We start from the raw sequence: 12,226 nt of genomic DNA, 5'->3' as shown, positions 1-12,226 counted from the left end.
GCCAACTTCATGGGCTTTGTCAAACTTGCCGCTATCGCTATCTGGCTCAGGTAGTTAAATCGTCACTACGCCCTAGATAGTTTGTTGTCGATCCGGCCGGCCGCCATGTACGGCGAGACAGGCCACCCCGGCTGTCGACACGCTGACGGGTGCTTTCTCCCAGGAGCCGCCCGCGGCGCCGGATCAACCCTCGCCCGGACAGAACGACCATGTCACCCTTTGGTATTCTTCGTAGGCATCGCGTCGCCGCCCTGCTGGGCGCCGCGCTGTTAATCTCTCCTGTCGTCGTCTCATTCGCCCAAAATACCGGCAATGCCGGCCTGAGCAAAGTCGTTGCGACGACACAGACCCCAGTCGCCGGAACAACGGCCCCGAACGGATCGTTCGCGCCAGTCGTGGCCGCGACCAAGCCCGCCGTCGTCACCGTCACGACGGTCATGAAGGCGCAGCCGCGAATCATGAGCGGAGGTTCACCCTTCGGCGGCAATTCGCCCTTCGACGACTATTTCCGCCAGTTTTTCGGCGATCAGGGCATGCCCGCTCCCAAGACGCCTCCGCAGCAACAGGGGCCGCGCGCCGAGGCGCTCGGCTCGGGCTTCATCGTCAGTGCCGACGGCACCATCGTCACCAACAACCACGTCGTCGACGGCGCCTCCTCGATAAAGGTCACGCTCGACGATGGCACGGAGCTTCCGGCCACGCTGGTCGGTCACGATGCCAAGAACGACCTCGCCGTGCTGAAGATCAAGGCCGGCAAGTCGTTGCCGACCGTGAAATGGGGCGACTCCGACAAGCTCATGACCGGTGACCAGGTGCTGGCGATCGGCAATCCGTTCGGCATCGGCACCACGGTAACGGCCGGCATCGTCTCGGCGCGTGGCCGCGACTTGCATAGCGGGCCCTTCGACGATTTCATCCAGATCGACGCGCCGATCAATCACGGCAATTCCGGCGGACCGCTGGTGGACGTCAATGGGAATGTCGTCGGCATCAACACGGCGATCTATTCCCCTAACGGCGGCAGCGTCGGTGTCGGCTTCGCCATTCCGTCCGACCAGGCCCAGAAGGTGGTCGCCAAGCTGATGAAGGGCGGCAACATCGAATACGGCTATCTCGGCGTCGAGATCCAGCCGGTGACCCCGGATGTGGCAAGCGCCATGGGGCTCGACCATCCCGGCGGTGCCTTGGTCTCGCAGGTCAATGACGGGTCGCCTGCGGCCAAGGCTGGCGTCGAAACCGGCGACGTCATCACCGGCTTCGCCGGGCAGGACGTCAAGGATCCCAAGGATCTGTCGCGGTCTGTGGCCGACGTCGCGCCGGGTGCCAAGGAGACACTGGATGTCTGGCGCAAGGGCAAGGCCATGCAGATCTCGGTGGAGGTCGGGCGCAACGGTGAAGATGTGAAGACGGCATCGACTGGCAATTCCAGCGCGCCGGGCACCGGGCAGGGTTCCCGCGCGCCGGGCATCGGCCTCGGCCTGATGGACATTACGTCCGACATCCGCCAGCAGATGAACCTCCCCGAGACCGAGCACGGCGCCGTGGTTGCCAGCGTCAATCCCGACAAACCGGCAGCGGCTGCCGGCATCCAGCCGGGAGATGTCATCGTCGCCGTCAACCAGGCCCCGGTGAAGAGCGCGAAGCAGGTGACCCAAGCGATTGCCCAAGCCGGCAAATCCGGACGCAAGTCAGTGCTGCTTCTGGTGGAGCGTGGCGACACGCAGATCTATGTCGCCGTCCCGTTCGCCAATGGCTGACAGGTAACACCTGCATGGCGGGCTTGGATGAGTCCTCCGTGCGGGGTTCTATCAGCTATAACTTGCGCAGCGCCACTTCCTCGACCAGGTGGTCGGCGCCCTTGCGCAGGATCAAGTCGGCGCGGGCGCGCGTCGGCAGGATGTTTTCGCGCAGGTTCTTCAGGTTGATGTTGGTCCACAGGCCCTCGGCGATTGCCTTGGCCGCATCCTCCGACAGCTGCGAATAGCGGTGGAAGAAGGAGTCCGGATTGCGGAAGGCGGTCTCGCGCAGCCGCATGAAGCGGGAAATATACCAGTTGTGGATCAGCTTCTCGTCGGCATCGATATAGATGGCGAAGTCGAAGAAGTCCGATAGGAAGGGCACGATCTTGCCGTCCTGCGGCAGCTTGCCCGGCTGCAGCACGTTGATGCCTTCGAAGATCAGGATGTCGGGCCGGTCGATGGTGACGAACTCGCCGGGGATGACGTCATAGGTGAGATGCGAATAGACCGGCGCGCGGACATCGGGCAACGCCGACTTGATGCCCGACAGGAAACGCAGCAGCGCGCCGACATCGTAGCTGTCGGGGAAACCCTTGCGCTCCATCAGGTTTTCGCGGCGCAGCACCTCGTTGGGCAGCAGGAAGCCGTCCGTGGTGATGAGGTCGACCTTGGGGCTCGACGGCCATCGCGCCAGCAATTCCTTCAGCACGCGCGCCGTGGTCGATTTGCCGACCGCGACCGAACCGGCGATGCCGATGATGAACGGCGTCTTGACGACATCGACGGCATTGAAAAAGGCCTGGCGCTGCCGGAACAGAAGCTGGCTTGCCTCGACATGCGCCGACAAAAGCCGCGATAGCGACAGATAGATTCGCTTGACCTCTTCGAGGTCGACCGGGTCGTTGAGCGACCGCAGGCGGCGGAACTCGTCCTCGCTCAGCGTCAGCGGCGTGTCGGCGCGGAATTGCGACCATTGCTCGGCCGAGAAGAAGCGAAACGGGGAATATTTCTCGGTTGGCGCGAGCTGATCCATCGAGATACCTGCCCTCCCTCCCGATCAGCCCTTGGGCCGTGACGCCTTCTCGGCGATGCCCGAACGCCCGGTGCGGCTTTCGAGTTCCTCGAGCACGTCGTTCAGCGGAACGCCTGCTATGCCGAGAACGACCAGCCAATGATATATAAGATCCGCACTTTCCGAAACGAGGCCCTGTTTGTCGCCCTTGACGGCGGCGATGACCGTCTCGACCGCCTCCTCGCCGAGCTTCTGCGCCGCCTTGTCCATGCCGCGCGCGAACAGTTTGGCCGTCCACGAGTCCGGATCGCCGGAATGGGCGCGGTCGCTGACGATTTTTTCCAGGTCGGAGAGCGAAAACTCGGCCATGCCAGTCTATCTTCTTGTTTAAGCCTGATCTTTTCCGAAAGCCGGTTCAAGGAACATGCTCTAGGACCTGTTGCCCAGCGAGTCCAGCCGCATCGGCAGGCCGGCCTCGGCCATATGCGCCTTGGCTTGCGCGATCGTGTAGGTGCCGAAATGGAAGATGGAGGCCGCCAGAACCGCGCCGGCATGGCCGTCACGAATGCCTTCGACTAGGTGGTCGAGCGTGCCGACGCCACCCGAGGCGATGACCGGCGCGCGCACCGCGTCCGATACCGCCCGGGTCAGCGCGATGTCGTAGCCGGCCTTGGTGCCGTCGCGGTCCATCGAGGTCAACAGGATCTCGCCGGCGCCGCGATCGACCATCCGGCGCGCGAATTCGACGGCGTCGATGCCGGTCTTCTCGCGTCCGCCGTGGGTGAAGATCTCCCAGCGGTCGGCCTCACCGGGGCCGGACACTTTCTTGGCATCGATGGCGACGACGATGCATTGGTTGCCGAACTTGTCGGCGGCTTCGGCGACGAAATCCGGGTTCTTCACCGCGGCCGTGTTGATCGACACCTTGTCGGCGCCGGCCAGCAGCAATTTCCTGATGTCTGCAACCTGGCGCACGCCGCCGCCGACGGTCAGCGGCATGAAACATTGTTCGGCGGTGCGGGCGATGACGTCGAAGATGGTCGCGCGATTCTCCGACGAAGCGGTGATGTCGAGAAAGCAGAGCTCGTCGGCGCCGGCGGCATCATAGGCCTTGGCTGCCTCCACCGGATCGCCGGCGTCGATGAGATCGACGAAATTGACGCCCTTGACGACACGGCCGTCCTTGACGTCGAGGCAAGGGATGACGCGGGCTTTCAGCATCAGCGGCCCTCTATCGTGGCAAGCAGATCGTTGAGCAGCTGGCCGACCAGCGGCGGCACATCGGCCTGGGCATCGAAAGCCGGATCGTAAGCGGAAACGGTGATGCCGATGATCGGCACCGCAAGCGCCATGGCGCAGACCGCGTCGCGCAGCTGCTCCGGGTTCGGCCCGCCAGGGGTGGCGTAGCGATTGGCCTGCAGCTCATTGGGATCATGCACGTCGAGATCGAGATGCATGTGCACGCTGTTGGCGCCGGCTGCCCTCAGTTTTTCCGTCGCTTGCGCCACGCCGGGACATTCCGTCCGGATGACCGGCAATGTTTCGAGAAGTTTCTCCTCCGCCGGATCGAGATCGCGGGCGTTGACGAGCACGCAGCGCGCGGGATCGATCGGCTTGAATCCGGGAATGGCCGCCGCCATCGGGCGCCAGCACAGGCCAAGCACCGTCGACAGCGCCATGCCGTCGAGAAAACCGTATACGGACGTCTCGGGCGTGTTGAGGTCGCCATGCTGGTCGGCCCAGATGATCGCATCGGCGCCTTCGCCGGCGACCGCGCCGGCACTGGTCAGGCAGTTTCCGGCCAGCACGATGGGAAACCGCCCCCTGTCGCGGGCGATGCGGACCTCGCCCGAGACGGCGTTGCAGACGGCAAAACCCGTGGCGATCTCGCGCCCCTGGTCGGCGCCAACCCTGCCGATATCCTCGACCGTGACGTCATGGCCGGCAAGGGTCAGGGCATCGACGAGCCCGCCCGATATCAACGCGTCGGGCCCCTGGCCCATGCCGCCGTGATAGTGGCCGCTGTCATAGGAGGCCAGGATGAGCGAGACCTTCACGACCGCGCCTCCGCCACCGGCCGGCCCTGCAGGATCGCCAGCGCCTCGGCGGGATCGATGCGGCCATCATAGAGGGCGCGGCCCGAGATCGCGCCTTCGAGTTTTCGCGCGTCGGGCATGGTCATGCGCACGATGTCGGCGATCGAAGCCAGCCCGCCCGAAGCGATGACCGGGATCGACACGGCCTCGGCGAGGTCGATGGTGGCGTCCCAGTTGATGCCGGTCAGCACGCCGTCGCGGTCGATGTCGGTGTAGATGATGGCGGCGACGCCCGCACCTTCGAATTTCCTGGCCAGTTCGATGACGCCCAGGCTCGAGGCCTCGGCCCAGCCTTCGACCGCCACCTTGCCGCCCTTGGCGTCGATGCCGACGGCGACCTTGCCCGGAAACGCCTTGCAGGCCTGCCTGACCAGATCGGGATCGCGTACCGCCACCGTGCCGAGGATGACGCGGGCCAGTCCACGGTCGAGCCAATCCTCGATCTGCTCCAGCGTGCGGATGCCGCCGCCGAGCTGCACCGGGTTCTTCGTCGCCTTCAGGATGGCGCCGACCGCGGCGCTGTTGACGCTCTGGCCCTGGAAAGCGCCGTTGAGGTCGACGACATGCAGCCATTCGAAGCCCTGCTCCTCGAAGGCTTTGGCCTGCGCGGCCGGATCGTCATTGTAGATCGTCGCGGTCGCCATGTCGCCGTGCTTGAGGCGCACGCACTGGCCGTCCTTCAGGTCGATGGCTGGAAACAGGATCATATTTTCAGGCGCCTTCAACGATGACGAAATGACCTGATGAGGCGGCAAGCCGGAATTTGGAGGCATGCTGATATTCAGGCGAATGATAGCATTCGACCGCCTTGTCGAAAGACTCGAACTCGACCAGCACATGGCGGTTGCCGGTAGGTCCTTCCGGATTTTCGTGGCGGCCGGCCCGCACGGCGAATTTCGCCCCATACTTCGCGAACGCCATCGCGTTCGCCTCGATGTACTGTTTGTACAGTTCGGGGTCGCGGACATCGATCATCGCCATCCAGTAGCCCTTCTTGCTCATGGTGTTCAGGGCCTCCAGCGCAGGAAATTGGTGATCAGCGCCAGGCCCAGCGCCTGGCTCTTCTCCGGATGGAACTGCGTGCCGGCGAGATTGTCGCGGGTGACCGCGGCCGTCACCGGGCCGCCATAGTCGGCGACCGCAAGGACTTCATCCGGCTTTTTTGCATCGAGATGGTAGGAGTGGACGAAATAGGCATGCAGGCCCGTCGCGCCGGTCGGAATGCCGGAAAACAGCGGGTGCCGACGCCGCAGTTCGATCGTGTTCCAGCCGATCTGCGGGATCTTCAGCGCCGGATCGGAAGGCGTGATCTCCTTGACGTCGCCCGATATCCAGCCGAAGCCGTTGGTGACGGTCTTTTCGAGACCGCGCTCAGACATCAGCTGCATGCCGACGCAAATGCCCAGGAAAGGCCGGCCCTTGGCGATGGCGACGTCCTCGATCGCGTGCCACATGCCCTCGACGGCGCGCAGCCCGGCCGCGCAGTCGGCATAGGCGCCGACGCCGGGCAGGACGATGCGATCCGCGGTGCGCACGCGGTCGGCGTCGGCCGTCAGGTCGATCTCGGCCGCGATGCCGGCTTCACGCGCGGCGCGCTCGAAAGCCTTGGTGGCCGAGCGCAGATTGCCCGAACCGTAATCGATGATCGCAACCCGCATCTCAGCGCCATCCTGGAATGTGGGTCAGCCCTAGCGCCATGCCGGGCTGCGCCGGGCGCGCCAGAGCGGCATCGGGAACGATGCGCGGCGCGGGCTCATCCGAAAGCCCTTCGGCTTCCAGGGCATAGCGGATGTCGGCGTCCCCGAGCCAGCCAGCCTCGACGACGCCCCATTCATGCCAGCCGCGGCGGCGCAGCGCCGCGATGCGCAATCCCTGGCCCTCCAGCCCGATATAGAGCGAGACGAGCAGCGACAGCAGCGAGCCGGCGACACCGAGGCCAAGTTTCTGGCCAAACATCGAAAGCACGCCCATGACGACGAAGGCGAGCGCCGCTTCGACCCACAGCCGGTGCCAGGCAAGCCACAGCGGCGGCACCAGCAGGCCGAGCCAGGTGAAGCCGTCGCGGACCAGCGTCGTCATGTCGACTTTCTCGCTGCGGCCAGGTGGCTCCATCACGACATAGGCGGTCATGAGGCTATCCCTTCAAAGAACCCTTGGTGGAGGGAACCGCGCCAGGCTGGCGCGGATCAAGCTCGAGCGCGGCGCGCAACGCGCGCGCCACCGCCTTGAAGCAGGTCTCGGCTATATGATGGTTGTTGGCGCCATAATGGTTGGTGACATGCAGCGTGATGCCGCCGTTCTGCGCCAGCGCCTGGAAGAATTCACGCACCAGTTCGGTGTCGAAGGTGCCGATCTTGGGCGACGAGAACGAAACGTTCCAGACCAGGAAGGGGCGGCCCGACACGTCGATCGCCGCACGCGTCAGCGTCTCGTCCATGGCAAGGTCGATCGAGGCGTAGCGCATGATGCCGCGCCGCTCGCCCAGCGCCTTGGTCAGGGCCTGGCCGAGCGCAATGCCGGTGTCCTCGACCGTGTGGTGGTCGTCTATGTGCAGGTCGCCCTTGGCCTTGACGGTCATGTCGATCAGCGAATGGCGGGCAAGCTGGTCCAGCATATGGTCGAAGAAACCGACGCCGGTGGCGATGTCCGATTTGCCGGAGCCGTCGACGTGGATCGACACCGAAATGTCGGTTTCCGCGGTCTTGCGGCTTGCATCGGCGGAACGAGGCGCCATCACTCTATCCTTGTGCCAGTGGTTCAGATCGTGACCGGTTCACGGCCCTCGAGCGCTCGCGGGCTTGAAAACGAGAGCCTTCTAGCAGCATGATCCGGCGATTGCCAGTTGCGATCCCGGCCGCTATCGAGCGGTTTGCAATCATTGGCCCCGTGCATACATATGGCCGATCAAAGTTACTCGTACCGCGCCAATCGCCTTTTTGGGATGGCGCTGCTCGGAGCCAGGAAATGTCTGATAATCTGACCATGCACGCCACGACGATCGTGACGGTGCGCAAGGGCAACAAGGTGGTGATCGCCGGCGACGGCCAGGTCAGCCTTGGCCAGACCATCATGAAAGGCAATGCCCGCAAAGTGCGCCGCATCGGCAAGGGCGACAATGTGATCGCCGGCTTCGCCGGTGCCACCGCCGACGCCTTCACGCTTTTGGAACGCCTCGAAGCCAAGCTCGAACAATATCCTGATCAACTCACCCGCGCGTGCGTCGAGCTCGCCAAGGACTGGCGCACCGACCGCTATCTGCGCCGGCTGGAGGCGATGATGCTGGTTGCCGACAAGTCGGTCTCGCTGGCGCTGACCGGCAATGGCGACGTGCTGGAGCCCGAACATGGCGTCATGGCCATCGGTTCGGGCGGCAATTACGCTCTGGCCGCGGCGCGCGCGCTGATGGACACCGACAAGGACGCCGAGGAGATCGCCCGCAAGGCGATGCAGATCGCCTCCGACATCTGCGTCTACACCAACAACAATTTCGTTGTCGAAACGCTCGATGCCGGCTGAACCAGTCGCACCCTACGATTTTCGGCCGGTGACCAAAAAAGACCTGCCGATGATCGCAGGCTGGCTGGCCGAGCCGCATGTTGCAGAGTGGTGGGACGATCCCGAGGCGGAAATCGCGGAGATTGCCGATCATATAGACTCGATTTCCGTCGAGCCGCTGATCGTCGAGCTCGACGGAAAGCCGATCGCCTATCTCCAAAGCTACGACCCGCATCTGGAAGACGGCCATCCCTATGCGGATCAGCCGTTCGGCACGCTCGGCATCGATCTCTCGATCGGCCGGCCGGAGCTGATCGGCATCGGTCACGGCTCGGCGATCGTGCGCCAGTTCGTCGAAGACCTGTTCGAGGAGGGCGTGCCGCGCGTCATCATCGATCCCGACCCTGCCAACATCAGGGCCATCCGCGCCTATGAAAAAGCCGGATTTCGGGCCATTGATCGCAGGCAGTCGATTTATGGTGACGTCGTGCTGATGGCGATCGATGCCGAAGACGCGCAAGAGGGGTAATCCGGGGCATGGTCACATCGAGCGAGGACAAGAGCCTTTCCGCTTACGAGGATAGCTGGCGGATGGGGCTGCTGATCGTCGCCGGCCTGCTTGTCGCCCAGGCCGTCACGCTCTACCTGATGGGCCATCCGCCGATCTGTACCTGCGGCTATGTCAAGCTGTGGCATGGCGTGGTGAACAGTTCGGAGAATTCCCAGCACATTTCGGACTGGTACACCTTCTCGCACATCATCCACGGTTTCCTGTTCTATGCGCTGGCGCGGTTTCTGTTCCCGCGCTCGCCGATCGGCTTGCGGCTGGCATTCGCCGTCCTCGTCGAGGGCGGATGGGAAATCCTCGAAAACAGCCCGTTCATCATCGAGCGCTACCGCGCCGGCACCATTTCGCTCGATTATTACGGCGACAGCATCATCAATTCGGTGTCCGACACACTGGCCATGGTGCTGGGATTTGTCATGGCGCGCAGGCTACCTATATGGGTGATCGTCAGCCTCGCCATTCTCTTCGAACTGGGCACCGGCTACCTCATCCGGGACAACCTTACACTCAACGTGATCATGCTGCTGCATCCGTTCGAGACCATCAAGCAGTGGCAAAGTGGAATTTAGCGATATGAGCACATTTTCTCCCCGCGAAATCGTTTCGGAACTCGACCGCTTCATCATCGGCCAGAAGGACGCCAAGCGCGCCGTGGCCATCGCCTTGCGCAACCGCTGGCGGCGCCAGCAGCTCGAAGGCCAGATGCGCGAAGAGGTGATGCCGAAGAACATCCTGATGATCGGCCCGACCGGCGTCGGCAAGACCGAGATTTCGCGCCGACTGGCGCGGCTCGCCGGCGCGCCGTTCGTCAAGGTCGAGGCGACCAAATTCACCGAGGTCGGCTATGTCGGCCGCGATGTCGAGCAGATCATCCGCGACCTGGTCGAGATTGCCATCGGCCTGATGCGTGAGAAGATGCGCGAGGACGTCAAGGCACGCGCCCATGTCAACGCCGAGGAACGCGTTCTGGAAGCCTTGGTCGGCAAGACGGCGAGCCCAGCGACGCGCGACTCATTCCGCAAGAAGCTGCGCGAGGGTGAGCTCGACGACAAGGAAATCGAAATCGAGGTGGCCGACACCGGCAATGGCGGCATGCCCGGTTTCGAGATTCCCGGCATGCCTGGCGCCAATATCGGCGTTCTCAACATCAACGACATGCTGTCTAAGGCGATGGGCGGCAAGAAGACCAAGCTGCGCAAGACCACGGTGAAGGAATCCTACGACCTGCTGGTCGGCGACGAGTCCGACAAGCTGCTCGACCAGGACGAGGTGGTGCGCCGGGCGCTCGACGCGACGGAGAATGACGGCATCGTCTTCCTCGACGAGATCGACAAGATCGCCGCCCGGTCGGACATTTCGGGCGGGCCTTCGCGAGAAGGCGTGCAGCGCGACCTGCTGCCGCTGGTCGAGGGCACGACGGTGGCGACCAAATACGGGCCGGTGAAGACGGACCATATCCTGTTCATCGCTTCCGGTGCCTTCCATGTCTCCAAGCCGTCCGATCTGTTGCCGGAACTGCAGGGCCGCCTGCCGATCCGCGTCGAGCTGCGCGCGCTGGAGAAGGAGGACTTCGTCCGCATCCTGACCGAGACCGAGGCGAGCCTGATCAAGCAGTATATCGCGCTGATGAAGACCGAAGGCGTCGAGCTGACGTTCACCGACGACGCCATCGATTCGCTCGCCGGCGTCGCCGTCGATCTCAACGCCAGCATCGAGAACATCGGCGCCCGGCGGCTGCAGACGGTGATGGAGCGGGTGCTGGACGACATTTCCTATGATGCGCCCGACCGCAACGGCACGGCCGTCACCATCGACGCCGCCTATGTCCAGAAGCATGTCGGCGACCTCTCCAGAAACACGGATCTGTCGCGGTTCATCCTTTGAACGAGGGGGCCGGAGCAGTCCGGCGCGGTCATGCAATAGGTTCCGGCAGGAGCCATGTGTGGCCAGATGGTACCATCTGGCCACCTTTCGTCTCGCCGGATGATGGGGCGCTCTCGACTCGACCAAGTGCTTTACCTAGTTTGCGCGGCAATTCTCTAGAGCGGTTCAGCGTTTGATAGATCGCCGACCCGCTCTAGCTCTTTGTTTTCACGCAATTCCGGACGGAAAACCGTTACACACTTTTCCTGGAATTGCTCTAGGCGGCGGCGCATGAAAAAACTCATCCTGATCATTCTCGGCTTCACGCTGGCGGCGACGCTGTTCGCCGCCGACGCGGCGACATTGGTGCCGGCGGGAAACCGCAATGCCGAGCAGCCCGACATTCCCGGCGCCTCCAGCCGCCGCACGCAGGCGACCAACACCACCTTCCAGGCGAAGTACCGCAAGGTCTATGCCCTGCTGCAGAACGACGCCGATCTGCGCGCCAAGATCAGGAAGGCGGCCAGCGCCTATGGCATAGACCCCATGCACATCGTCGGCGCCATCGTCGGCGAGCACACCTACAATGTCGACGCCTATGACCGGCTGCAGACCTACTACGTCAAGGCGATCTCCTACCTGTCGAGCAAGCTGTCCTTCGCCTATGACGGCGAGGATGTTAGCGATTTCGTGCAGCGGCCGGAATTCAAGAAATGCGCCGCCATTTCGGACAGCTACGATCTGTGGGAATGCCGCGAGCAGGTCTGGAACCATTCGTTTCGGGGCAAGACCGTCGGCGGCGAGGATTTCCCCGACAACCGTTTCGGCGCCACCTTCTTCCAGCCCTACTATGCCGGTCAGACCTTCGGCCTCGGCCAGCTCAACCCGCTGACCGCCTTGCAGATGAGCGACCTCGTGCACAAGGTGTCCGGTCTGCCGGAACTCGACGTCTCCGATCCCAATTCGGTCTACAAGACCATCATGGATCCGGACCTGACGCTGCCCTATGTCGCGGCGACGATCAGGAAATCGATCGACGCCTACAAGAGCATCGCCGGCTTCGACATATCGGGCAATCCGGGGCTGACCGCCACCCTCTACAATGTCGGCAATCCCGAGCAGCGCGCCTATGCACTGAAGGCGGAGAACGAGAAGCGCCGCGCCGCCGGCGAGCCGGAAAAGCTGCCGGAAGAGAACTATTACGGCTGGCTGGTCAACGACAAGCTGGCGGAGCTGAAGGCGCTGTTCTAGCGGCTCAGGCGCGCTGGCATTAATTCGTCGACACCTGCGCCGCCCCTCATTGTCCTGCCGGACATTTCTCCCCGTTTAGTGACGGGGAGAAAGATGCCGTTATCAATGATTTCGCCAATTATTTGGTCGTCCGTGAACAATGAAGTGGGTCAGGCTGCGCTGGATCTGGGGCGGCTTTGGAGTGCTGTGATGAGAAGCCGCA

Annotated in this window: 15 protein-coding genes; 6 read left to right on the top strand and 9 right to left on the bottom strand. The window is 63.4% G+C overall.

All coding sequences use genetic code 11. The features are described from left to right. The first annotated feature begins 209 nt into the window (after window positions 1-209). Window positions 210-1,757 (top strand): DegQ family serine endoprotease, encoded by a 1,548-nt coding sequence (locus tag LB536_RS30520; RefSeq protein ID WP_224599014.1) that lies wholly within the window; start codon window positions 210-212, stop codon window positions 1,755-1,757. A gap of 55 nt (window positions 1,758-1,812) precedes the next feature. On the opposite strand, the gene coaA is transcribed toward LB536_RS30520, so the two are convergent. The 9 genes from coaA to hisB are packed head-to-tail and all read right to left on the bottom strand — an operon-like array spanning window position 1,813 to window position 7,581. Beyond that, window positions 1,813-2,772 carry a type I pantothenate kinase gene (gene coaA, locus LB536_RS30515; protein WP_140813645.1) on the bottom strand — a complete coding sequence of 320 codons (960 nt, stop codon included), beginning with the start codon at window positions 2,770-2,772 and terminating at the stop codon, window positions 1,813-1,815. A gap of 24 nt (window positions 2,773-2,796) precedes the next feature. Then, complete coding sequence (locus LB536_RS30510) at window positions 2,797-3,120, bottom strand: phosphoribosyl-ATP diphosphatase (RefSeq protein ID WP_140758820.1); 324 nt, start codon at window positions 3,118-3,120, stop codon at window positions 2,797-2,799. A gap of 60 nt (window positions 3,121-3,180) precedes the next feature. Continuing rightward, window positions 3,181-3,975: an imidazole glycerol phosphate synthase subunit HisF gene (gene hisF, locus LB536_RS30505; protein WP_224599018.1), complete on the bottom strand. Its 795-nt coding sequence runs from the start codon at window positions 3,973-3,975 to the stop codon at window positions 3,181-3,183. Beyond that, window positions 3,972-4,808 carry an arginase family protein gene (locus LB536_RS30500; protein WP_140813642.1) on the bottom strand — a complete coding sequence of 279 codons (837 nt, stop codon included), beginning with the start codon at window positions 4,806-4,808 and terminating at the stop codon, window positions 3,972-3,974. The genes hisF and LB536_RS30500 overlap by 4 nt, the downstream gene beginning before the upstream one ends. Next, window positions 4,805-5,554 carry a 1-(5-phosphoribosyl)-5-[(5-phosphoribosylamino)methylideneamino]imidazole-4-carboxamide isomerase gene (gene hisA / locus LB536_RS30495; RefSeq protein WP_140813641.1) on the bottom strand — a complete coding sequence of 250 codons (750 nt, stop codon included), beginning with the start codon at window positions 5,552-5,554 and terminating at the stop codon, window positions 4,805-4,807. The genes LB536_RS30500 and hisA overlap by 4 nt, the downstream gene beginning before the upstream one ends. 4 nt (window positions 5,555-5,558) lie before the next feature. Further along, the gene (locus tag LB536_RS30490; protein WP_224599012.1) at window positions 5,559-5,849 is read right to left on the bottom strand and encodes a DUF1330 domain-containing protein; all 291 of its coding nucleotides are present in this window, start codon (window positions 5,847-5,849) and stop codon (window positions 5,559-5,561) included. Between the two features lie 5 nt (window positions 5,850-5,854). After that, entirely contained in the window at window positions 5,855-6,505 is a 651-nt protein-coding gene (gene hisH / locus LB536_RS30485) for an imidazole glycerol phosphate synthase subunit HisH (RefSeq protein WP_224599009.1), read from the bottom strand. A gap of 1 nt (window position 6,506) precedes the next feature. Further along, window positions 6,507-6,977: a DUF2628 domain-containing protein gene (locus LB536_RS30480; RefSeq protein WP_224599006.1), complete on the bottom strand. Its 471-nt coding sequence runs from the start codon at window positions 6,975-6,977 to the stop codon at window positions 6,507-6,509. A gap of 4 nt (window positions 6,978-6,981) precedes the next feature. After that, entirely contained in the window at window positions 6,982-7,581 is a 600-nt protein-coding gene (gene hisB / locus LB536_RS30475) for an imidazoleglycerol-phosphate dehydratase HisB (RefSeq protein ID WP_224599003.1), read from the bottom strand. A 230-nt stretch (window positions 7,582-7,811) separates the two neighbouring features. On the opposite strand from hisB, the gene hslV reads away from it, so the two are divergent. The 5 genes from hslV to LB536_RS30450 all read left to right on the top strand — a co-directional run bounded on the left by hslV (window position 7,812) and on the right by LB536_RS30450 (window position 12,024). Continuing rightward, window positions 7,812-8,363, top strand: a complete 552-nt coding sequence (hslV, locus tag LB536_RS30470) for an ATP-dependent protease subunit HslV (RefSeq protein ID WP_224599000.1) — start codon at window positions 7,812-7,814, stop codon at window positions 8,361-8,363. Continuing rightward, a complete protein-coding gene (locus LB536_RS30465) occupies window positions 8,353-8,871 on the top strand; it encodes a GNAT family N-acetyltransferase (protein WP_224598998.1) in 519 nt (172 codons plus the stop codon). Before hslV ends, LB536_RS30465 begins: the two co-directional genes overlap by 11 nt. Before the next feature lie 8 nt (window positions 8,872-8,879). After that, entirely contained in the window at window positions 8,880-9,479 is a 600-nt protein-coding gene (locus LB536_RS30460; protein ID WP_140813634.1) for a DUF2585 domain-containing protein, read from the top strand. A gap of 4 nt (window positions 9,480-9,483) precedes the next feature. Next, the gene (gene hslU / locus LB536_RS30455) at window positions 9,484-10,794 is read left to right on the top strand and encodes an ATP-dependent protease ATPase subunit HslU (RefSeq protein ID WP_140758809.1); all 1,311 of its coding nucleotides are present in this window, start codon (window positions 9,484-9,486) and stop codon (window positions 10,792-10,794) included. A gap of 270 nt (window positions 10,795-11,064) precedes the next feature. Continuing rightward, the gene (locus LB536_RS30450) at window positions 11,065-12,024 is read left to right on the top strand and encodes a DUF1402 family protein (protein ID WP_140813633.1); all 960 of its coding nucleotides are present in this window, start codon (window positions 11,065-11,067) and stop codon (window positions 12,022-12,024) included. Window positions 12,025-12,226: the final 202 nt, after the last annotated feature.

This window comes from Mesorhizobium sp. ES1-3 (genome assembly GCF_020164795.1).
Classification (GTDB): domain Bacteria; phylum Pseudomonadota; class Alphaproteobacteria; order Rhizobiales; family Rhizobiaceae; genus Mesorhizobium.
This window is presented reverse-complemented; position numbering and strand designations above follow the sequence as displayed.

Excerpts from the sequence above, each read along its gene's own strand:
- LB536_RS30520 (WP_224599014.1), top strand. The coding sequence starts at position 210 with ATGTCACCCTTTGGTATTCTTCGTAGGCATCGCGTCGCCGCCCTGCTG.
- coaA (WP_140813645.1), bottom strand. The coding sequence starts at position 2,772 with ATGGATCAGCTCGCGCCAACCGAGAAATATTCCCCGTTTCGCTTCTTC.
- LB536_RS30510 (WP_140758820.1), bottom strand. The coding sequence starts at position 3,120 with ATGGCCGAGTTTTCGCTCTCCGACCTGGAAAAAATCGTCAGCGACCGC.
- hisA (WP_140813641.1), bottom strand. The coding sequence starts at position 5,554 with ATGATCCTGTTTCCAGCCATCGACCTGAAGGACGGCCAGTGCGTGCGC.
- LB536_RS30490 (WP_224599012.1), bottom strand. The coding sequence starts at position 5,849 with ATGAGCAAGAAGGGCTACTGGATGGCGATGATCGATGTCCGCGACCCC.
- hisH (WP_224599009.1), bottom strand. The coding sequence starts at position 6,505 with ATGCGGGTTGCGATCATCGATTACGGTTCGGGCAATCTGCGCTCGGCC.
- LB536_RS30480 (WP_224599006.1), bottom strand. The coding sequence starts at position 6,977 with ATGACCGCCTATGTCGTGATGGAGCCACCTGGCCGCAGCGAGAAAGTC.
- hisB (WP_224599003.1), bottom strand. The coding sequence starts at position 7,581 with ATGGCGCCTCGTTCCGCCGATGCAAGCCGCAAGACCGCGGAAACCGAC.
- hslV (WP_224599000.1), top strand. The coding sequence starts at position 7,812 with ATGTCTGATAATCTGACCATGCACGCCACGACGATCGTGACGGTGCGC.
- LB536_RS30465 (WP_224598998.1), top strand. The coding sequence starts at position 8,353 with ATGCCGGCTGAACCAGTCGCACCCTACGATTTTCGGCCGGTGACCAAA.
- LB536_RS30460 (WP_140813634.1), top strand. The coding sequence starts at position 8,880 with ATGGTCACATCGAGCGAGGACAAGAGCCTTTCCGCTTACGAGGATAGC.
- hslU (WP_140758809.1), top strand. The coding sequence starts at position 9,484 with ATGAGCACATTTTCTCCCCGCGAAATCGTTTCGGAACTCGACCGCTTC.
- LB536_RS30450 (WP_140813633.1), top strand. The coding sequence starts at position 11,065 with ATGAAAAAACTCATCCTGATCATTCTCGGCTTCACGCTGGCGGCGACG.